At 60.1% G+C, this 16,861-nt stretch carries 14 protein-coding genes; 10 read left to right on the plus strand and 4 right to left on the minus strand.

Translation table 11 applies throughout. From position 1 onward, the window contains the following. Together acnA and prpF are read left to right on the plus strand one after the other, a co-directional pair. The coding region (gene acnA, locus Q8M42_RS17275; RefSeq protein ID WP_305285001.1) for an aconitate hydratase AcnA at window positions 1-1,477 on the plus strand (1,477 nt) is incomplete at its 5' end. Between the two features lie 110 nt (window positions 1,478-1,587). Then, complete coding sequence (gene prpF / locus Q8M42_RS17280) at window positions 1,588-2,775, plus strand: 2-methylaconitate cis-trans isomerase PrpF (protein ID WP_304867710.1); 1,188 nt, start codon at window positions 1,588-1,590, stop codon at window positions 2,773-2,775. Window positions 2,776-2,839: 64 nt separating this feature from the next. Here the strand turns inward: prpF and Q8M42_RS17285 are convergent, their stop codons facing one another. After that, the gene (locus tag Q8M42_RS17285; protein WP_304867712.1) at window positions 2,840-3,658 is read right to left on the minus strand and encodes a pyruvate, water dikinase regulatory protein; all 819 of its coding nucleotides are present in this window, start codon (window positions 3,656-3,658) and stop codon (window positions 2,840-2,842) included. 198 nt (window positions 3,659-3,856) lie between these two features. On the opposite strand from Q8M42_RS17285, the gene ppsA reads away from it, so the two are divergent. The 8 genes from ppsA (at window position 3,857) to Q8M42_RS17325 (ending at window position 11,868) form a co-directional block, all read left to right on the plus strand. Continuing rightward, the gene (ppsA, locus tag Q8M42_RS17290) at window positions 3,857-6,232 is read left to right on the plus strand and encodes a phosphoenolpyruvate synthase (protein WP_304867713.1); all 2,376 of its coding nucleotides are present in this window, start codon (window positions 3,857-3,859) and stop codon (window positions 6,230-6,232) included. A 63-nt stretch (window positions 6,233-6,295) separates the two neighbouring features. Next, a complete protein-coding gene (locus Q8M42_RS17295) occupies window positions 6,296-7,303 on the plus strand; it encodes an alpha/beta fold hydrolase (RefSeq protein ID WP_304867715.1) in 1,008 nt (335 codons plus the stop codon). Between the two features lie 186 nt (window positions 7,304-7,489). Then, window positions 7,490-7,978, plus strand: coding sequence for a ribonuclease E activity regulator RraA (rraA, locus tag Q8M42_RS17300; protein ID WP_304867717.1), 489 nt, complete (start codon window positions 7,490-7,492; stop codon window positions 7,976-7,978). A gap of 20 nt (window positions 7,979-7,998) precedes the next feature. Next, a complete protein-coding gene (locus Q8M42_RS17305; RefSeq protein WP_304867719.1) occupies window positions 7,999-8,994 on the plus strand; it encodes a CorA family divalent cation transporter in 996 nt (331 codons plus the stop codon). A gap of 54 nt (window positions 8,995-9,048) precedes the next feature. After that, a complete protein-coding gene (locus tag Q8M42_RS17310; protein ID WP_304867721.1) occupies window positions 9,049-9,294 on the plus strand; it encodes a CrfX protein in 246 nt (81 codons plus the stop codon). 2 nt (window positions 9,295-9,296) lie between these two features. Beyond that, window positions 9,297-10,112 (plus strand): mechanosensitive ion channel domain-containing protein, encoded by an 816-nt coding sequence (locus Q8M42_RS17315; RefSeq protein ID WP_304867722.1) that lies wholly within the window; start codon window positions 9,297-9,299, stop codon window positions 10,110-10,112. 88 nt (window positions 10,113-10,200) lie between these two features. Beyond that, the gene (sigX, locus tag Q8M42_RS17320; RefSeq protein WP_304867724.1) at window positions 10,201-10,800 is read left to right on the plus strand and encodes an RNA polymerase sigma factor SigX; all 600 of its coding nucleotides are present in this window, start codon (window positions 10,201-10,203) and stop codon (window positions 10,798-10,800) included. Between the two features lie 99 nt (window positions 10,801-10,899). After that, the gene (locus Q8M42_RS17325) at window positions 10,900-11,868 is read left to right on the plus strand and encodes an OmpA family protein (RefSeq protein ID WP_304867726.1); all 969 of its coding nucleotides are present in this window, start codon (window positions 10,900-10,902) and stop codon (window positions 11,866-11,868) included. A 140-nt stretch (window positions 11,869-12,008) separates the two neighbouring features. Here Q8M42_RS17325 and cobA read toward each other — a convergent pair whose 3' ends face one another. The 3 genes from cobA to Q8M42_RS17340 all read right to left on the minus strand — a co-directional run bounded on the left by cobA (window position 12,009) and on the right by Q8M42_RS17340 (window position 16,164). Continuing rightward, window positions 12,009-12,746, minus strand: a complete 738-nt coding sequence (gene cobA / locus Q8M42_RS17330) for a uroporphyrinogen-III C-methyltransferase (RefSeq protein WP_304867728.1) — start codon at window positions 12,744-12,746, stop codon at window positions 12,009-12,011. A gap of 298 nt (window positions 12,747-13,044) precedes the next feature. Next, window positions 13,045-14,712 carry a bifunctional protein-serine/threonine kinase/phosphatase gene (locus Q8M42_RS17335; protein ID WP_304867730.1) on the minus strand — a complete coding sequence of 556 codons (1,668 nt, stop codon included), beginning with the start codon at window positions 14,710-14,712 and terminating at the stop codon, window positions 13,045-13,047. Window positions 14,713-14,952: 240 nt separating this feature from the next. Beyond that, window positions 14,953-16,164, minus strand: a complete 1,212-nt coding sequence (locus Q8M42_RS17340) for a NarK/NasA family nitrate transporter (protein WP_304867732.1) — start codon at window positions 16,162-16,164, stop codon at window positions 14,953-14,955. Between the last annotated feature and the right edge of the window lie 697 nt (window positions 16,165-16,861).

A 16,861-nucleotide genomic window follows, 5' to 3' on the forward strand; every position in this document is an offset into this window, starting at 1 on the left:
CAGCGAACTGGCTGCCAAAGGCATCGCAGGCCCCTGGTCCATGCCCGCCCAGCAGGAAGGCACCCTGCCCGACGGTGCCGTGGTCATCGCCGCCATCACCAGCTGCACCAACACCTCCAACCCACGCAACGTGGTGGCCGCCGGTCTGCTGGCGAAGAAGGCTAACGAACTGGGTCTGCTGCGCAAGCCGTGGGTCAAGACCTCTTTCGCTCCTGGGTCGAAAGTCGCCAAGCTGTATCTGGAAGACGCGGGTCTGCTGACCGAACTGGAGCAGCTGGGCTTCGGCATTGTCGGCTATGCCTGCACTACCTGTAACGGCATGTCCGGTGCGCTGGACCCGCTGATCCAGCAGGAAATCATCGACCGCGACCTGTACGCCACTGCTGTTCTGTCCGGTAACCGCAACTTCGACGGGCGTATCCACCCCTACGCCAAGCAGGCCTTCCTGGCCTCGCCGCCGCTGGTGGTGGCCTACGCCATCGCCGGTACCGTGCGCTTTGATATCGAGCAGGACGTGTTGGGTACCGATAAAGCGGGCAATCCGATCACCCTGAAGGACCTGTGGCCGAGCGACGAGGAAATCGACGCTATCGTTGCCGCCTCGGTGAAGCCGGAGCAGTTCAAGCAGATCTACATCCCAATGTTCGATCTGGGCACTATCGAGGAAGCGGAAAGCCCGCTGTACGACTGGCGCCCAATGTCCACCTACATCCGCCGTCCGCCGTACTGGGAAGGCGCGTTGGCCGGTGAGCGCACGCTCAAGGGCATGCTGCCGCTGGCAATCCTGCCGGACAACATCACCACCGATCACCTGTCGCCGTCCAACGCGATCCAGATGAACTCGGCCGCCGGTGAATACCTGCACAAGATGGGCCTGCCGGAGGAGGACTTCAACTCCTACGCCACCCACCGTGGCGACCACCTGACGGCGCAGCGCGCTACTTTCGCCAACAAAGAACTGGTCAATGAGATGGTCGTGGTTGACGGTGTAGTGAAGAAAGGTTCGCTGGCGCGCGTCGAGCCGGAAGGCAAGGTCATGCGTATGTGGGAAGCGATCGAAACCTACATGAGCCGCAAGCAAAACCTGATCATCGTCGCCGGTGCTGACTACGGTCAGGGCAGCTCGCGTGACTGGGCGGCCAAGGGCGTACGTCTGGCTGGCGTGGAAGTGATCGTCGCCGAAGGCTTCGAGCGCATCCACCGTACCAACCTAGTCGGCATGGGCGTGCTGCCGGTCGAGTTCAAGTCGGGTACCAATCGCCTGACTCTGGGCCTCGACGGTACCGAAACCTACGACATCGAAGGCGATGTTTCGCCGCGCTGCGATCTGACCCTGGTGGTCAGTCGTCGCAATGGTGACGTGGTTAAGGTGCCGGTGATCTGCCGTCTGGACACTGCGGCCGAGGTGCATGTGTATAAGGCGGGTGGCGTGCTGCAGCGTTTCGCCCAGGACTTCCTCGAAGGCGCCGTCGCCTGATTCCGTGGGGTGGACGGCGCTTTTCCATCCACCGTTTTCGCGCACAGACGGTGGGTCGGTGACGCGTGATCCACCCTACGGCAATTTCACTCTTCAGCCAGGACCAAGCCATGGCTCATCTATCCCAGATTAGAATTCCCGCCACCTATATGCGTGGCGGCACCAGTAAGGGCGTGTTCTTTCGCCTGCAGGACCTGCCGCCAAGTTGTCAGGTGCCGGGCGCTGCGCGCGATGCACTATTTATGCGGGTGATCGGCAGCCCCGATGCTTATGCCGCGCAAATCGATGGCATGGGCGGCGCGACCTCCAGCACCAGCAAGTGCGTGATCCTGTGCAAAAGCACCCAGCCGGATCATGACGTCGACTATCTATACGGCCAAGTCTCCATCGACAAAGCCTTTGTCGACTGGAGCGGTAACTGCGGCAACCTGTCTACTGGTGCCGGTGCTTTTGCCATTCATGCAGGCTTGCTTGATCCGGCGCGTATCCCGGAAAACGGCATCTGCGTGGTGCGGATCTGGCAGGCGAATATCCACAAAACCATCATCGCCCATGTGCCGGTCAGCAATGGTCAGGTGCAGGAAACCGGCGACTTCGAGCTGGACGGGGTGACCTTTCCGGCCGCGGAGATCGTGCTGGAGTTTCTCGATCCGTCCGATGACGGCGAGGAGGGTGGTTCGATGTTTCCCACCGGCAATCTGGTTGATGACTTGGAGGTGCCAGGTGTCGGTACTTTCAAGGCGACCATGATCACTGCCGGTATCCCGACCGTATTCGTCAATGCCGAAGACATTGGCTACAGCGGCACTGAGCTGCGCGAGCAGATCAACGGTGCCCCTGAGCAGTTGGCGCGTTTCGAGAAAATTCGCGTGGCGGGGGCGTTGCGTATGGGCTTGATCAAGACGGCGGAAGAAGCGGCCACCCGCCAGCACACGCCGAAGATTGCCTTTGTCGCCAAACCCAAGGACTACCTGTCATCCAGCGGCAAGACGGTGCCTGCGGGCGAGATCGATCTGCTGGTGCGCGCACTGTCCATGGGCAAGCTGCACCACGCGATGATGGGCACCTGCGCGGTGGCCATCGGCACGGCGGCGGCGATTCCGGGCACCTTGGTCAATCTGGCGGCCGGTGGCAGTGCGCGCGAAGCAGTGCGTTTTGGCCATCCATCCGGCACCTTGCGTGTGGGGGCTCAAGCGGCGCTGGTTGATGGCCAGTGGACGGTAACCAAGGCGATCATGAGTCGCAGTGCGCGAATCTTGATGGAAGGCTGGGTGCGGGTGCCGGGCGACTGTTTCTAAAGGCTGCGGCAGCGATACCCATCGGCATGAAGGATGGGTTACGCCGCGTTGCGTCTAACCCATGCTACTTCAGGCGCCGTTCAACGCCTTTTTCCACCAGGATCTTCGCGGAAATCTCTTCCACGGAAAAATAAGTGGAGTTGATAAAGTTGATGTTCTCGCGGCGGAACAGGTTTTCCACCTCGCGTACTTCAAACTCGCACTGGGCGAAGCTGGCGTAGCGGCTGTTGGGCTTGCGTTCGTGGCGAATGGCGGTGAGTCGGTCCGGGTCGATGGTCAGGCCAAACAGCTTGTCCTTGTGCTTTTTCAGCACGGCCGGCAGTTGTAGGCGCTCCATGTCATCTTCGGTCAGCGGATAATTTGCGGCACGAATGCCGTATTGCATGGCCATATACAGACAGGTCGGGGTTTTACCGCAGCGCGAGACGCCAACCAGGATCAGATCGGCCTTGTCGTAGTAATGGGTGCGCGCACCGTCGTCGTTGTCCAGGGCGAAGTTGACCGCCTCGATACGCTCCATGTAGTTGGAGTTGTGGCCGATGGAGTGGGACTTGCCGACCGAGTAGGAGGAGTGCGAGGTCAACTCCTGCTCCAGTGGGGCGAGGAAGGTCGAGAAGATATCGATCATAAAACCATCGGATTCGGCCAGGATGTCGCGAATGTCCTGATTGACGATGGTGTCGAAGATGATCGGCCGCGCGCCGTCTTTCTCTGCTGCGGTGTTGATTTGTTGTACCATTGCGCGCGCTTTTTCCACGCTGTCGATGTAGGGGCGTGTGAGTTTGGTGAAGTCGATGGTTTCAAACTGTGCCAGCAGACTCTGGCCCAGGGTTTCGGCAGTAATGCCGGTGCCATCTGAGATGAAAAAAGCGGTTCGTTTCATTTGCGCCATGGGCCTTAAGCTGAGGACGAATCTTGGCTATGATAGGCCCGCCTTTGCAGGGCCGATCTGGCCGGCATTGTTACTTATTTTCCAGGGCCAGGCCACAATCGTGCGGGCATGTCTGCCGCCGAGCTTCCCAGCCCCTAGAGAGCCTTGAACGGGTTCTGAGCTTTTCCAACATTCAGTGGAGAGATCACCTTGGTAGAGTACGTAGTTTCCCTCGATAAGCTCGGCAATCACGATGTTGAGCACGTAGGGGGCAAGAACGCCTCCCTGGGCGAGATGATCAGCAACCTTGCCGGTGCCGGCGTTTCGGTGCCTGGCGGTTTCGCCACTACGGCCCAGGCCTACCGAGACTTTCTCGAACTGAGTGGCCTGAACGAGCAAATCCACGCCGCGCTCGATGCCCTCGATGTTGATGACGTCAACGCCCTGGCCAAAACCGGCGCGCAGATCCGTCAGTGGGTGATGGATGCGGCCTTCCCTGAAGAGTTGAACGCGCAGATCCGCACCGCCTTCGCCGAAATGGCCGCTGGTAACGACAATATGGCCGTTGCCGTGCGCTCCTCGGCCACCGCCGAAGACCTGCCGGATGCATCCTTTGCCGGCCAGCAGGAAACCTTCCTGAACATTCGTGGCGTGGAAAACGTAATCCGCGCGGCCAAGGAAGTATTCGCCTCGCTGTTCAACGACCGCGCCATTGCTTACCGCGTGCACCAGGGCTTCGACCACAAACTGGTCGCCCTGTCTGCCGGCGTGCAACGCATGGTGCGTTCGGAAACCGGCACCGCCGGCGTGATGTTCACCCTGGACACCGAGTCGGGCTTCCGTGACGTGGTGTTTATCACCGGCGCCTACGGCCTCGGTGAAACCGTGGTGCAGGGTGCGGTTAACCCTGACGAATTCTATGTGCACAAGCAGACGCTGGAAGCCGGCCGCCCGGCCATTCTGCGCCGCAATCTGGGCAGCAAAGCCATCAAGATGATCTACGGCGATGAAGCCAAGGCCGGTAAATCGGTCAAGGTCGTCGATGTGGACCGCGCCGAACGTGCGCGCTTCTGCCTGAGCGATGCTGAGGTCAGTGAGCTGGCCAAGCAGGCGATGATTATCGAGAAGCACTACGGTCGCCCGATGGACATCGAGTGGGCCAAAGACGGCGACGATGGCAAGCTGTATATCGTTCAGGCGCGTCCTGAAACAGTGAAAAGCCGCACCAATGTCAATGTGATGGAGCGCTACCTGCTCAAGGAAACCGGCACCGTGCTGGTTGAAGGTCGCGCCATTGGCCAGAAGATCGGTGCAGGCCGCGTGCGGGTTATCCATGACGTGTCCGAGATGGACAAAGTCCAGCCCGGCGATGTGCTGGTCTCCGACATGACCGACCCGGATTGGGAGCCGGTAATGAAGCGCGCCAGCGCCATCGTCACCAACCGTGGTGGGCGTACCTGTCACGCTGCGATCATCGCTCGTGAGCTGGGTATTCCAGCGGTAGTCGGCTGCGGCAACGCCACCCAGGTGCTGAAAGACGGCATGGGCGTGACCGTTTCCTGCGCCGAGGGCGACACCGGCTTTATCTTCGAGGGTGAACTGGGCTTCGACATTCGCAAGAACTCGGTCGATGCCATGCCGGATCTGCCGTTCAAGATCATGATGAACGTCGGTAACCCGGATCGCGCCTTCGACTTCGCTCAGCTGCCCAACGAAGGTGTGGGCCTGGCGCGTTTGGAGTTCATCATCAACCGCATGATTGGCGTGCACCCCAAAGCGCTGCTGAACTTCGCTGGCCTGCCGCCGGAGATCAAGGACAGCGTTGAGAAACGCATCGCTGGTTACGACGATCCAGTCAATTTCTACGTCGAGAAACTGGTCGAGGGCATCAGCACCCTGGCTGCGGCGTTCTGGCCGAAGAAGGTCATCGTGCGTCTGTCGGACTTCAAGTCCAACGAATACGCCAACCTGATCGGCGGCAAGCTCTACGAGCCGGAAGAAGAAAACCCGATGCTCGGCTTCCGTGGTGCGTCGCGTTACATCAGCGAATCGTTCCGCGACTGCTTCGAGCTGGAGTGCCGCGCGCTGAAGAAAGTGCGTAACGAGATGGGTCTGACCAACGTTGAGATCATGGTGCCGTTCGTGCGCACCCTGGGCGAAGCCAGCCAGGTGGTCGATCTGTTGGCCGCCAACGGTCTGGCCCGTGGTCAGGATGGCCTAAAGGTCATCATGATGTGCGAGCTGCCGTCCAATGCGATTCTGGCTGAGGAGTTCCTCGAGTTCTTCGACGGTTTCTCCATCGGTTCCAACGACCTGACCCAGCTGACCCTAGGCCTGGACCGTGACTCCGGCATCGTCGCGCACCTGTTCGATGAGCGTAACCCTGCGGTTAAAAAGCTGCTGAGCAACGCCATCCAGGCCTGTAACAAGGCCGGCAAGTACATCGGCATCTGCGGTCAGGGCCCGTCCGACCACCCTGATCTGGCGCGCTGGCTGATGGAGCAGGGCATCGAAAGCGTGTCGCTGAACCCGGATTCGGTGCTTGATACCTGGTTCTTCCTGGCCGAAGGTCAAGCGCCAGCCTGATAGCGCTTTAAAATCTCTATTCAAGGGCGGGTTGATCCTGCCCTTTTTTACGCCAGAGCAAAAATGCAAAGCAGCAGTGAGCTTTTCCCCGTCGCCTTGATCAGCGCGGAGTTGCGTGGTGATTTGAGCGAGGATGTCTATCGCCTCAAGCCCGGCAACAGTCCGGATAGCAGTGTTGAATTGGCACTGACCCGTCTCGGCCGTGCCGGGCATGAGCAGGTGCGCGGCATACCGGTGATTTTGCTTCCCGGCAGCTTTTCCAATCGGCGCTTCTGGTATTCCCCCAAGTGTATTGGCCTGGGGCCTTACCTGGCGCGCGCCGGTTTTGATGTATGGATCGCCGAAATGCGCGGCCACGGTTTATCGCCGCGTAACCGCGACTATTCACGCAACACGGTCAGTGACTACGTACGCTACGACTTGCCGGCGATTGCCGATTTTGTGTATGAGCAGAATCCGCAGAAGGCCCACTGGCTGGGCCATTCGCTCGGCGGGATTACCCTCGCCGGGGCGCTCGGTGGGCATTACCTGAGTGAAAGCAAAGTTGCCTCTGGCGTGCTGTTTGGCAGCCAGGTCAGTCGGGTCTACTGGCCACTGAAGTTGCCGCCACTGGAGTGGGGCAGCCGCTTGCTGCTCAAGCGTTTCTCGGTGATTTCCGGCTCGCGGCTCAAGCGCGGCCCTGAGGATGAACCGATTGGTCTGGCGGTCGAAAGCTTGCGTTGGCATGGCTTGTTCGGCCGTTTTGGCGATGCTGAGCGTGATTGGTGGGCAGGCCTGGCCGACGTGCGCGTGCCGGTCATGGCCGTGGCCGCGCTGGGCGATCATCAGGACCCGGCCTGGGCCTGCGAGAAACTGCTCAAGCAATTTGGCTCGCCCTTGAGTGAGTTTCTCTGTCTAGGCAAAAAGCATGGCTTTAGCGGTGATTTCGGCCATGTCGAAATGCTCGTCAGCAAAGAAGCGCAGCGTGAGGTTTGGCCGCTGGTCGAGCAGTGGCTGCGCAAGAGCCCACAGGTGGCTGCCGAGCTGGAAAGCCGCGAGCTAGAAGGCAATAAAGCCGTTTCCGCTGAGTAAGCTTGCGGCTAGTATCGCGGTTCATGTGTGCCGCGTTACCCGCGGCACGGAATTGAGTTTGACCTGGCCAGCGGTCGCGCGCTGAATGCGCCCTGCGCCAGTCTTGTGTATTTGCCTGTGGCTTATGATGCGGACCGGGTCGGGATCGACCTGTAAGCACCCTCACACTATCCAAGGAGCTTTGCCATGCACTACATCACGCCCGATCTGTGCGACGCCTACCCGGAGCTGGTCCAGGTGGTTGAGCCGATGTTCAGCAACTTCGGCGGTCGCGATTCCTTCGGTGGCGAGATCGTCACCGTCAAGTGCTTCGAGGACAACTCGCTGGTCAAGGAGCAGGTCGACCTGCCGGGCAAAGGCAAGGTGTTGGTGGTCGACGGTGGTGCCTCCATGCGCCGTGCGCTGCTGGGCGACATGCTGGCCGAGAAAGCCGCGAAGAATGGCTGGGAAGGCATTGTGGTGTATGGCTGCGTGCGTGATGTCGACGTGCTGGCGCAAACCGATCTGGGCATCCAGGCCCTGGCCAGCCATCCGATGAAAACCGACAAGCGCGGCATCGGTGACCTTAACGTCGCGGTGACCTTTGGTGGCGTGACCTTCCGCCCAGGCGAGTTTATCTATGCCGACAACAACGGCGTGATCATCTCGCCGTCTGTGCTGCAGATGCCGGAGTAGGGCGCTTGCAGGAAACCGTCATGCACGAAGGTGACAACGCGCAATGGGGTCTGGTGCACGCCTTTGTCCTTAATGGACAGGGCGGCGCCCGCAGTATTGCCCGGCAGGAGCTGCACGACCTGGTGCTGGGCGAGCAGGAAAGCCTCTGGCTGCATTGGGATCGCAGTCACTCGCAAACGCACACCTGGCTGCGTACCGACAGTGGCCTGAGCGCTTTTGCCTGCGACCTGCTGCTGGAAGAGAACACCCGTCCGCGTTTGCTGGCGTTGCCTGAGCAGCAGTTGCTGCTGTTTCTGCGTGGTCTGAATCTCAATCCAGGGGCGGAGCCTGAGGACATGGTCTCGGTGCGCATCTTTGCCGACGCGCAGCGCGCGATCTCCCTGCGCTTGCGGCCCTTGCACGCCACCGAAGTTTTGATCGAGGACTTGCTGGCGGGCAGGGGGCCGAAAACCTCGGCTGAGCTGATCCTGCGCCTGGCGCACTACCTGACGGACAAGATCGAGCTGCTGGTCGGCGAGTTGTCCGAGCAGGTCGACGATCAGGAAGAACGCGCCGATGCTGTGGAAAGCCAGCCGCCTGAGCATGCCGTGCTGCTGCAAATACGCCGGCGCGCCGCCAGCTTGCGGCGTTTTCTATCGCCGCAGCGCGATATCTACGGACAGCTCACGGCCAGTGCCCAGGCCTGGCTGGTGGGCGCCGATAGCAGCTACTGGAACGAGCTGAATAACCGCCTGACGCGCTACCTCGAAGAGCTGGAGTTGAGCCGTGAGCGGGTCAACCTGTTGCTGGAGGCGGAGAATCGGCGCATGGATGAGCGGATGAACCACACCATGTACCGCTTCGGCATCATCACCGGTATCTTCCTGCCAATGAGTTTTCTCACCGGCCTGCTCGGCATCAATGTCGGCGGTATCCCTGGCTCGGAAAGCCCCCATGGCTTTCTCCTGGCGTGTTCGCTGATGGCCGCCGTGGCGCTGGTGCAGTGGCTGCTGTTTCGTCGCTTGCGTTGGATCTGATGTGACTTGCCTGGTATTCGTCTCGTCTAGCCGACACATCCTGTGAGGTGCGTCATGCACGATCCCTTTGAAGAATCACTGCGCGATTTGCTTAAGTCGCCCGCCTCGAGTCACGACGATGACGCTTGCCTGCATCGCGTGCTGAAAACCGCCAATCGCCAGGTCGGTGCCGGTGATCTATTTGCCCTGATGGGGCACTGGGCTGGCGCACTGATGCTGGCACTGAATAACGGCTCGGCGCATGTGGCGCCGGTCTCGCGCCGTAAAACCACCGAATCAACTGTTAATAAGGCTGACTGAGCATGGAATTTACTCAAGTTCTAGTTGACGCGATGGCCAGCGTTTGGACCCCGATTGCTGCCTTTATCCCGCGTCTGTTTGGCGCCATGGTGGTGGTACTGCTGGGTTTTGTGGTGGCCAAGTTCCTCGACACGCTGCTGTCGAAATTGCTCGGCAAGATCGGCCTGGATCGCCTGATGGCAGGTACGGGTCTGACCAAGCTGCTGAGCCGTGCCGGCATTCAGGTGCCGGTATCGACCCTGATCGGCAAGATCGTCTACTGGTTCGTGCTGCTGATCTTCCTGGTGACGGCCGCCGAGTCCCTGGGCCTGGAGCGGGTTTCCGCGACGCTTGATGTGCTGGCCTTGTACCTGCCGAAAGTCTTCGGTGCAGCCTTGGTGCTGCTCGCGGGCGTTCTGCTGGCGCAGCTGGTCAGCGGCCTGGTGCGCGGCGCCGCAGAAGGTGTCGGGCTGGATTATGCGAGCGGGCTGGCTCGCGTTGCCCAGGGCCTGGTGATCATCATCAGTATCTCGGTGGCGATCGGTCAGCTTGAGGTGAAAACCGACCTGCTCAACAACGTGATTGCCATTGTGCTGATCTCGGTGGGTTTGGCGGTCGCTTTGGCGCTGGGGCTGGGCAGCCGGGATATTGCCAGCCAGATTCTGGCCGGCATATATGTGCGCGAGTTGTATGAGGTTGGGCAACAAGTACAGGTTGGTGCGGTCGAAGGGCAGATCGAGGAAATCGGCACGGTCAAAACCACGCTGCTGACGGAAGCCGGTGAGCTGGTTTCAGTGGCCAACCGTACCTTGCTCGAGCAGCAGGTAAGCAGCCGCTAAGGCCAATCCCTGTTATTGTATGCGGCCAATCCGCAGCCTGATTTGCAGGCTGCGCTGGCTTATGTCCTGACTGTCGGCCCGACTCGTTTTGAATAAAGCCCACTCTGCGTCTCTGCGTTATGACCCCCGCGAACTCTCGGACGAAGAGTTGGTGGCGCGTGCCCATGACGAGTTGTTCCACATAACCCGCGCTTATGAAGAGTTGATGCGTCGCTACCAGCGCACGCTATTCAACGTCTGTGCGCGTTATCTGGGTAACGACCGTGATGCTGACGATGTTTGTCAGGAGGTCATGCTCAAGGTCTTATATGGCCTGAAGAACTTTGAGGGCAAATCAAAGTTCAAAACCTGGTTGTACAGCATTACTTACAACGAATGTATTACTCAATATCGCAAAGAACGGCGTAAACGCCGTCTTATTGACGCCTTAAGTTTGGACCCGCTTGAAGAAGCGTCCGAAGAAAAGGCGCCAAAGCCTGAAGATAAAGCAGGTCTTGATCGTTGGCTGGTGCACGTCAATCCGATTGATCGGGAAATTCTGGTGCTACGTTTTGTCGCAGAACTGGAGTTTCAAGAGATTGCCGACATTATGCACATGGGCCTGAGTGCCACGAAAATGCGCTATAAACGCGCACTCGACCGTCTGCGCGAGAAATTTTCCGATAGCACTGAAACTTATCTTGAATAAAGCCATCCTAGCTAACGGTTAATTCTGTTAGAATTGCCGGCTGAGTTGTCTTGTGTTTGTCAGACAACTTACTGACCACCAAGATAGGGAACATTAGTAATGAAATTGAAAAACACTTTAGGCGTTGTCATTGGCTCGCTGTTGGCCACTTCCTCCCTCAGCGTTCTGGCTCAGGGTCAAGGCGCTGTCGAAGTGGAGGGTTTTGCTAAGAAAGAAATGTTCGATAGCGCCCGTGACTTCAAAAACAACGGCAACCTGTTCGGCGGTAGCATCGGCTACTACCTGACTGACGACGTTGAACTGCGTCTGGCCTACGACGAAGTGCACAACGCTCGTGGCGAAGACGGCCGCAACATCAAGGGCTCGAACACCGCTCTGGATGCTCTGTACCACTTCAACAACGCTGGCGACGCACTGCGTCCATACGTTTCCGCTGGTTTCTCGGATCAGAGCATCGGCCAGTCCGGTCGCGGTGGTCGTAATGGCTCTACCTTCGCCAACATCGGCGGCGGCGCCAAGTACTACTTCACTGACAACTTCTACGCCCGTGCTGGCGTTGAAGCTCAGTACAACATCGACCAGGGCGACACCGAGTGGGCTCCAAGCGTCGGTATCGGCATGAACTTCGGTGGCGGCAGCAAGCCGGCTCCGGTTGTTGTCGCTGCTGTTGAGCCGACTCCTGAGCCAGTTGCTGCTGCTGAAGAGCCGCTGGAGTTGGTACGTGTTGAGCTGGACGTGAAGTTCGACTTCGACAAGGCCCAGGTCAAGCCAGAAAGCTACGGCGACATCAAGAACCTGGCTGACTTCATGAAGCAGTACCCACAGACCACCACCGTGGTTGAAGGTCATACTGACTCTAAAGGCAGCGACACCTATAACCAGAAACTGTCCGAGCGTCGTGCTAGCGCTGTTCGTGACGTGCTGGTCAACCAGTATGGTGTAGACGCTGCTCGCGTTAACGCTGCTGGCTACGGCGAAGCTCGTCCGGTTGCTGACAACGCTACCGACGCTGGTCGCGCTGTTAACCGCCGCGTAGAAGCTGAAGTAGAAGCTCAGATCAAGCAGTAATCGATCTGGCTGTATAGAAAACCCGGCTTCGGCCGGGTTTTTCTTTATGGCATGTCATCCTGGACAGCCATAAAGAAAAATCCGCGCAAAAAAAAGCCCGCTGGTGGCGGGCAAGGGGAACTTCGCGGAGCGCGAAGCGGTTAGGCGCTGATAGCAGCGAGCTGCATGTTGGGTTGCGCGGCAACCTCGCCAATCACCAGAATGGCCGGGCTTTTCAATTGGAAGTCGTGAGCGGCTTGCTGCATGGCTGCGAGGCTGCTGCGGCACTCGCGCTGGTGTGGCAGCGAAGCGTTTTCAATCATGGCCACCGGCATGTCGGCGCGCATGCCGCCCGCAAGCAGGCTTTCACGGATTTCCGGCAGTTTGGCCACGCCCATATACACCACCAGGGTGGTGCCGCTCTGGGCTAGGGCGGACCAGTTCAGGCTGCTGTCATCCTGGGTATGCGCGGTGACCAGGGTTACCCCGCGGGCTACGCCGCGCAGGGTCAGGGGGATGCCGCAGTTGGTCGCTCCAGCTAGACCTGCGGTGATGCCGTTGACCATTTCCACCTCGATACCGTGCTCGCCCAGCCAGTCGGCCTCTTCGCTGCCACGGCCGAATATGCAGGGGTCTCCGCCTTTAAGGCGCACCACGCATTTGCCCTGGCGCGCATAGCGCAGCATCAGGCGATGGATAAACGCCTGCGGCGTGGAGCGGCAACCGCCACGCTTGCCTACCGGCATGATCCGCGCGTTGCGGCAGTGCTCCAGTACTGCGGGATTGACTAGGTCATCGATCATCACGATCTCGGCCTGGTTCAGGGCTTTGACCGCCTTGAGGGTCAGCAGCTCCGGGTCACCGGGGCCTGCGCCTACCAGCCAGACTTTTGCGCTCATTTTGATCTCCTCAAGCCTTGTGTATCTCGGGTAGCGGCCATAAATGGCTGCCAACAAAAAAGGCGTCCCGCTAGTCACCTAGCGAGGACGCCTTTGTCCAAGTCCCGTTCTATCGGGAAGTACAGCCATCTTCGTTGAGGCCGCGCTTTATTAAATTGTGCGATTACCAATGCAGAGCCTGTGCCAACTTGCGTGAGGCGTATTTTCAAGACTTATCAGCAAGTTACAGTTGTTTCGCGAGGTTTTTTACGCACCGTTTAAAGGCGCCCTGCGCAGTATTGGTGCGCAAGCGGCGGCTTTAGCGCAGCAGCCCGATCAACAGGGCCAGATTCAGCAGCAGGGAAAACAACGCCACGCTGCGCCAGACCAGCAGTGGCTCGCGCTCCAGCAGTGGGCGCGGTCGGCTGTTAAGGGATTTGCGTTCCGCCTGCTCTAAAGTTAGCAGCCATTCTTCGGCGGTTTCATAGCGTTGTTTCGGCTCGGCGCTGAGGGCGCGGTTGAGGCTGTCGTCGACCCAGCTGGGCAAGTCCGGACGATAGCGGCTGGCTGGGGTCGGTTGACCGAAACGCGGATGCTGGAAGGCTTCAATTTCGCCGTAGGGGTAATGCCCAGTGAGCAGAAAATACAGCGTAACGCCTGCGCTGTAGAGGTCCTGCTGCGGGCTGGGGGCAACACCGGTAAAGGCTTCCGGGGCGATATAACTGGGGGTGCCGGGCAGTTCGCAGGCTTCGTCACGGGTCAGGCCGGGGCAGTAGGCCAGGCCAAAATCCAGCACGCGCAGCTCGCCGTCATCGCCCCACAGCAGGTTTTCCGGCTTGATATCACGGTGCAGGATATTGCGCCGGTGCAGCATGCCCAGGGCCTTGATCAGCCGTGGAGCAATGTCCAGCCATTCTGGCAGGCCCAGTGGGCCGCTCAGGCGCAGGTGTTCGGCCAGGGTTTGCCCGGCGTATTCACGCTGCACGTAATACAGGTGTTGACGCTGCGGCAGCGGATGCACTTCGGCGAAGAAGCGCCCGGCCACGCGACGCAGAAACCATTCTTCGAGTAACAGCGCGGGGCAGGCGTGCGGCTCATCGCTGCGATTGGGCGGCAGGGTTTTCAGCAGCCAGCGCCGCGCCTGCGCATCACGCACCCGATACACCAGCGATTGGCGCGATTCGGCCAGCAGTCGCTCGACCTGCCAGCCTTCGAAGTTCTGACCTTCGCGCAGTTTGGCCGGCAGCGGCCAGTGCTGCAGTTGCGCCAGGGTGTCGGCCAGATCGCTTTGCGGCAAGACCTCGACGCGCAGCAGCAGAGCGCTGGCGTTGTCCTGGCTGCCGGCCAGGTGCGCGGCATTGACCAGTGCACGGCTGGCGGCGGGCAGATCCTGTTCATCGTGGAGGATGCGTTGAATGCCCGCGTCGCCCAGGGTGGCCCAGATACCGTCGCTGACCAGCACAAAACATTCGCCTTCGCGCAGCTCGCCATCCAGGTAATCCATCACCAGGTGCTGATCCAGGCCCATGGCGCGTTTGAGCACATGCTGCATGCCGGGTTGTTCCCACACATGGTCTTCGCTGAGGCGCTCGAGCGTACCGTCCAGCCAGCGATAGGCCCGGCAATCACCGACATGTGCCAGGGTAAAACGCCGGCCGCGCAGGATTAGCGCACTTAGGGTGGTGAGCAGCGGCTGGCCACCGCCATTGGCTTGCAGCCAGCGGTTATGTGCGACCAGTACGCGGTCCAGCGATTGGGTGACCGCCCAGGTTTCCGGGGTGGAGTAGTAATCCAGGGCCAGGGCCTGCAGGGTGGCGCGCGCTGCCAGGCCGCCGTCGGCGCATTGGCTGACGCCATCGGCGAGGGCGAACAGGTAGCCCTTACTGGCCGCCAGCGCCGGTACCGGGGTGACCACGCGAATGGCATCCTGATTTTCGCTGCGCGGGCCTGTGGCACTGGCTTCGCCGAAGGTCAGTTGCAAGGCCATGCTGAAGTTCCTGGGTCTGTTGCTGAAGAAGCGCTGAGGCAAAGGCGAGGCTGGTGAGGCAGCCAAGGAGAGCCGCTGCCGACTTCTCCCGGTTTTCCTGACCAGTGCAATAAGCGCTGCCAGTCAGCCCCGCCTTTGCCTCAGTGCTCCAAGGGTTTTGGGTAGGGTGGATCGCGCTTTGGCGATCCACCGTTGCTCCATGGTGGATGAATAAAGCGTCATCCACCCTACATTCAGCAGTTATACGCGGGCGGCGGTGACTGCTGCGCTGCCCCAGGTGGTGCGCCAGCGCAGCTTGACTCCGTAGAGACCGAACCAGGCCAGCACACCGAGGCTGGCGAACAGCCACAAGCCGAGTTGGTAATCACCGGTCTGCTGCTTGATGGTGCCCAGACCTGCGGCCAGGAGGAAGCCGCCGATGCCGCCGGCCATGCCGATCAGTCCGGTCATTACGCCGATTTCTTTGCGAAAGCGCTGCGGCACCAGTTGGAACACCGCGCCGTTACCCGCGCCCAGGCCGAGCATGGCAGCGACGAACAGGGCCAGTGCTGCAGTCGAGCTTTGCAGGTTGAAACCCACAGCGGCAATGCTCAAGGAGGCCAGGGTGTACATCATCAGCAGCGAGCGGATGCCGCCGATACGGTCAGCCAGTGCGCCGCCGAGGGGACGCATCAGACTGCCGGCGCAGACGCAGGCGGCAGTGTAGTAACCGGCGGTCACCGGGTTCAGGCCGTACTGGTCGTTGAAATAACCGGGCAGGGCGCTGGCCAGACCGATAAAGCCGCCGAAGGTCACGCTGTAGAAAAACATAAACCACCAGCTGTCGCGGTCACCCAGGGCTTTCAGGTAGTCAGCCAGGGCTTTAGGCTTGGGCCGCTCGGGGGCGTTCTTGGCTACCAGAGCAAAGATCAGCAGGGTTGCCAGCAGTGGGATCAATGCCCAGCCGAAGACGTTCTGCCAGCCAAACAGCGCCGCCAAACCAGGGGCGAACAGCGCAGCCAGTACAGTGCCGGAGTTGCCTGCACCGGCAATGCCCATGGCCTTGCCCTGGTGCTGCGGTGGATACCATTGCGAGGCCAGCGGCAGGGCGACGGCGAAGGCCGCGCCGGCAAAGCCGAGGAACAGACCGAGTAACAAGGCATGTTCGTAGCTGTTGATGCCGATCTGCCAAGCACAGAACAGCGCCACGATGACGATCACCTGGCCAATCAGGCCGGCACTTTTGGGCGACAGGCGATCAGCCAGGAAGCCCATCAGCAAGCGCAGCACGGCGCCGGCAAGAATTGGCGTAGCGACCATCAGACCGCGCTGTTGCGCGGTCAGGTCGAGAGCGGTGGCGATCTGCACAGCCAGTGGGCCGAGCACGTACCAGACCATAAAGCTCAGGTCGAAATACAGAAACGCGGCGAACAAGGTTGGGGTGTGGCCGGATTTCCAGAAACTTGTATTCATCGAAAACCTCATTCAGCAAAAAAGGGTCCCGGTGGGGTGCGGTACGCCATGGTCGTGGACACGGCGGCCGCAACCCATCGGGGAGGTGGTGTACTTGTGGTACGCCACCCTGAGGAGCAGGGTCTGTTGACGCTTCGACGCGATTGCAGCGAAACATCAACAGACCCTCCGCCACAGCTGGGTTGAGAGAGTTACTAGCGCAAGCCCTGGATCGCAGGGCAGGTGCCAGCCCCAAACGCTGGGGCGTAAAACGCAAAACGCCGCATAAGCCGAACGCCTTGGGGCGTGGTTTATGCGACGTCTTTGTCGTTTGTTGAGCAGCCGCCATTGGCTACCTGTAACAGGGCTAAAGCAAGAGCTGCGCCAACCAGGCAACGCCCTGGATTAAAGGGCTTTCAGCTGTTGGATAGCTGCGGCCGTGCTGCAAAAGGAGGCGTTAGCGAATGGCTTGCCCTTGAATAGGGCGCAGAGAGTGTTCCCGGTTCTGGCAAACCAGGCGGTATAAGGCAGGCCCGGATAGGCCTTGAGTCGAGAGCGTCAGCTGATACGCGTTAGCGCGCTGCAGCGTGAGTCACTTAGTCTGGCGTCGGCGGCTGTACTTGCAGCCTGGGTGGGTAAGGGAAGGGTGAGGAGGGCCAGAGCGAGTAGGTTGCTCAAGAGCCCGGCGTGGCGGACATGGCTGCGCGTGGTCGGCATA

Origin of the sequence: Pseudomonas sp. (assembly GCF_030684895.1) — a bacterium.
Taxonomy (GTDB): domain Bacteria; phylum Pseudomonadota; class Gammaproteobacteria; order Pseudomonadales; family Pseudomonadaceae; genus Aquipseudomonas.

Bases quoted from the DNA above. Each gene is read 5' to 3' on its own strand.
- Q8M42_RS17335 (WP_304867730.1), bottom strand. From the start codon at position 14,712: ATGGCCTTGCAACTGACCTTCGGCGAAGCCAGTGCCACAGGCCCGCGC.
- Q8M42_RS17315 (WP_304867722.1), top strand. From the start codon at position 9,297: ATGGAATTTACTCAAGTTCTAGTTGACGCGATGGCCAGCGTTTGGACC.
- Q8M42_RS17325 (WP_304867726.1), top strand. From the start codon at position 10,900: ATGAAATTGAAAAACACTTTAGGCGTTGTCATTGGCTCGCTGTTGGCC.
- Q8M42_RS17305 (WP_304867719.1), top strand. From the start codon at position 7,999: ATGCACGAAGGTGACAACGCGCAATGGGGTCTGGTGCACGCCTTTGTC.
- Q8M42_RS17295 (WP_304867715.1), top strand. From the start codon at position 6,296: ATGCAAAGCAGCAGTGAGCTTTTCCCCGTCGCCTTGATCAGCGCGGAG.
- cobA (WP_304867728.1), bottom strand. From the start codon at position 12,746: ATGAGCGCAAAAGTCTGGCTGGTAGGCGCAGGCCCCGGTGACCCGGAG.
- Q8M42_RS17285 (WP_304867712.1), bottom strand. From the start codon at position 3,658: ATGAAACGAACCGCTTTTTTCATCTCAGATGGCACCGGCATTACTGCC.
- Q8M42_RS17340 (WP_304867732.1), bottom strand. From the start codon at position 16,164: ATGAATACAAGTTTCTGGAAATCCGGCCACACCCCAACCTTGTTCGCC.
- rraA (WP_304867717.1), top strand. From the start codon at position 7,490: ATGCACTACATCACGCCCGATCTGTGCGACGCCTACCCGGAGCTGGTC.
- Q8M42_RS17310 (WP_304867721.1), top strand. From the start codon at position 9,049: ATGCACGATCCCTTTGAAGAATCACTGCGCGATTTGCTTAAGTCGCCC.
- prpF (WP_304867710.1), top strand. From the start codon at position 1,588: ATGGCTCATCTATCCCAGATTAGAATTCCCGCCACCTATATGCGTGGC.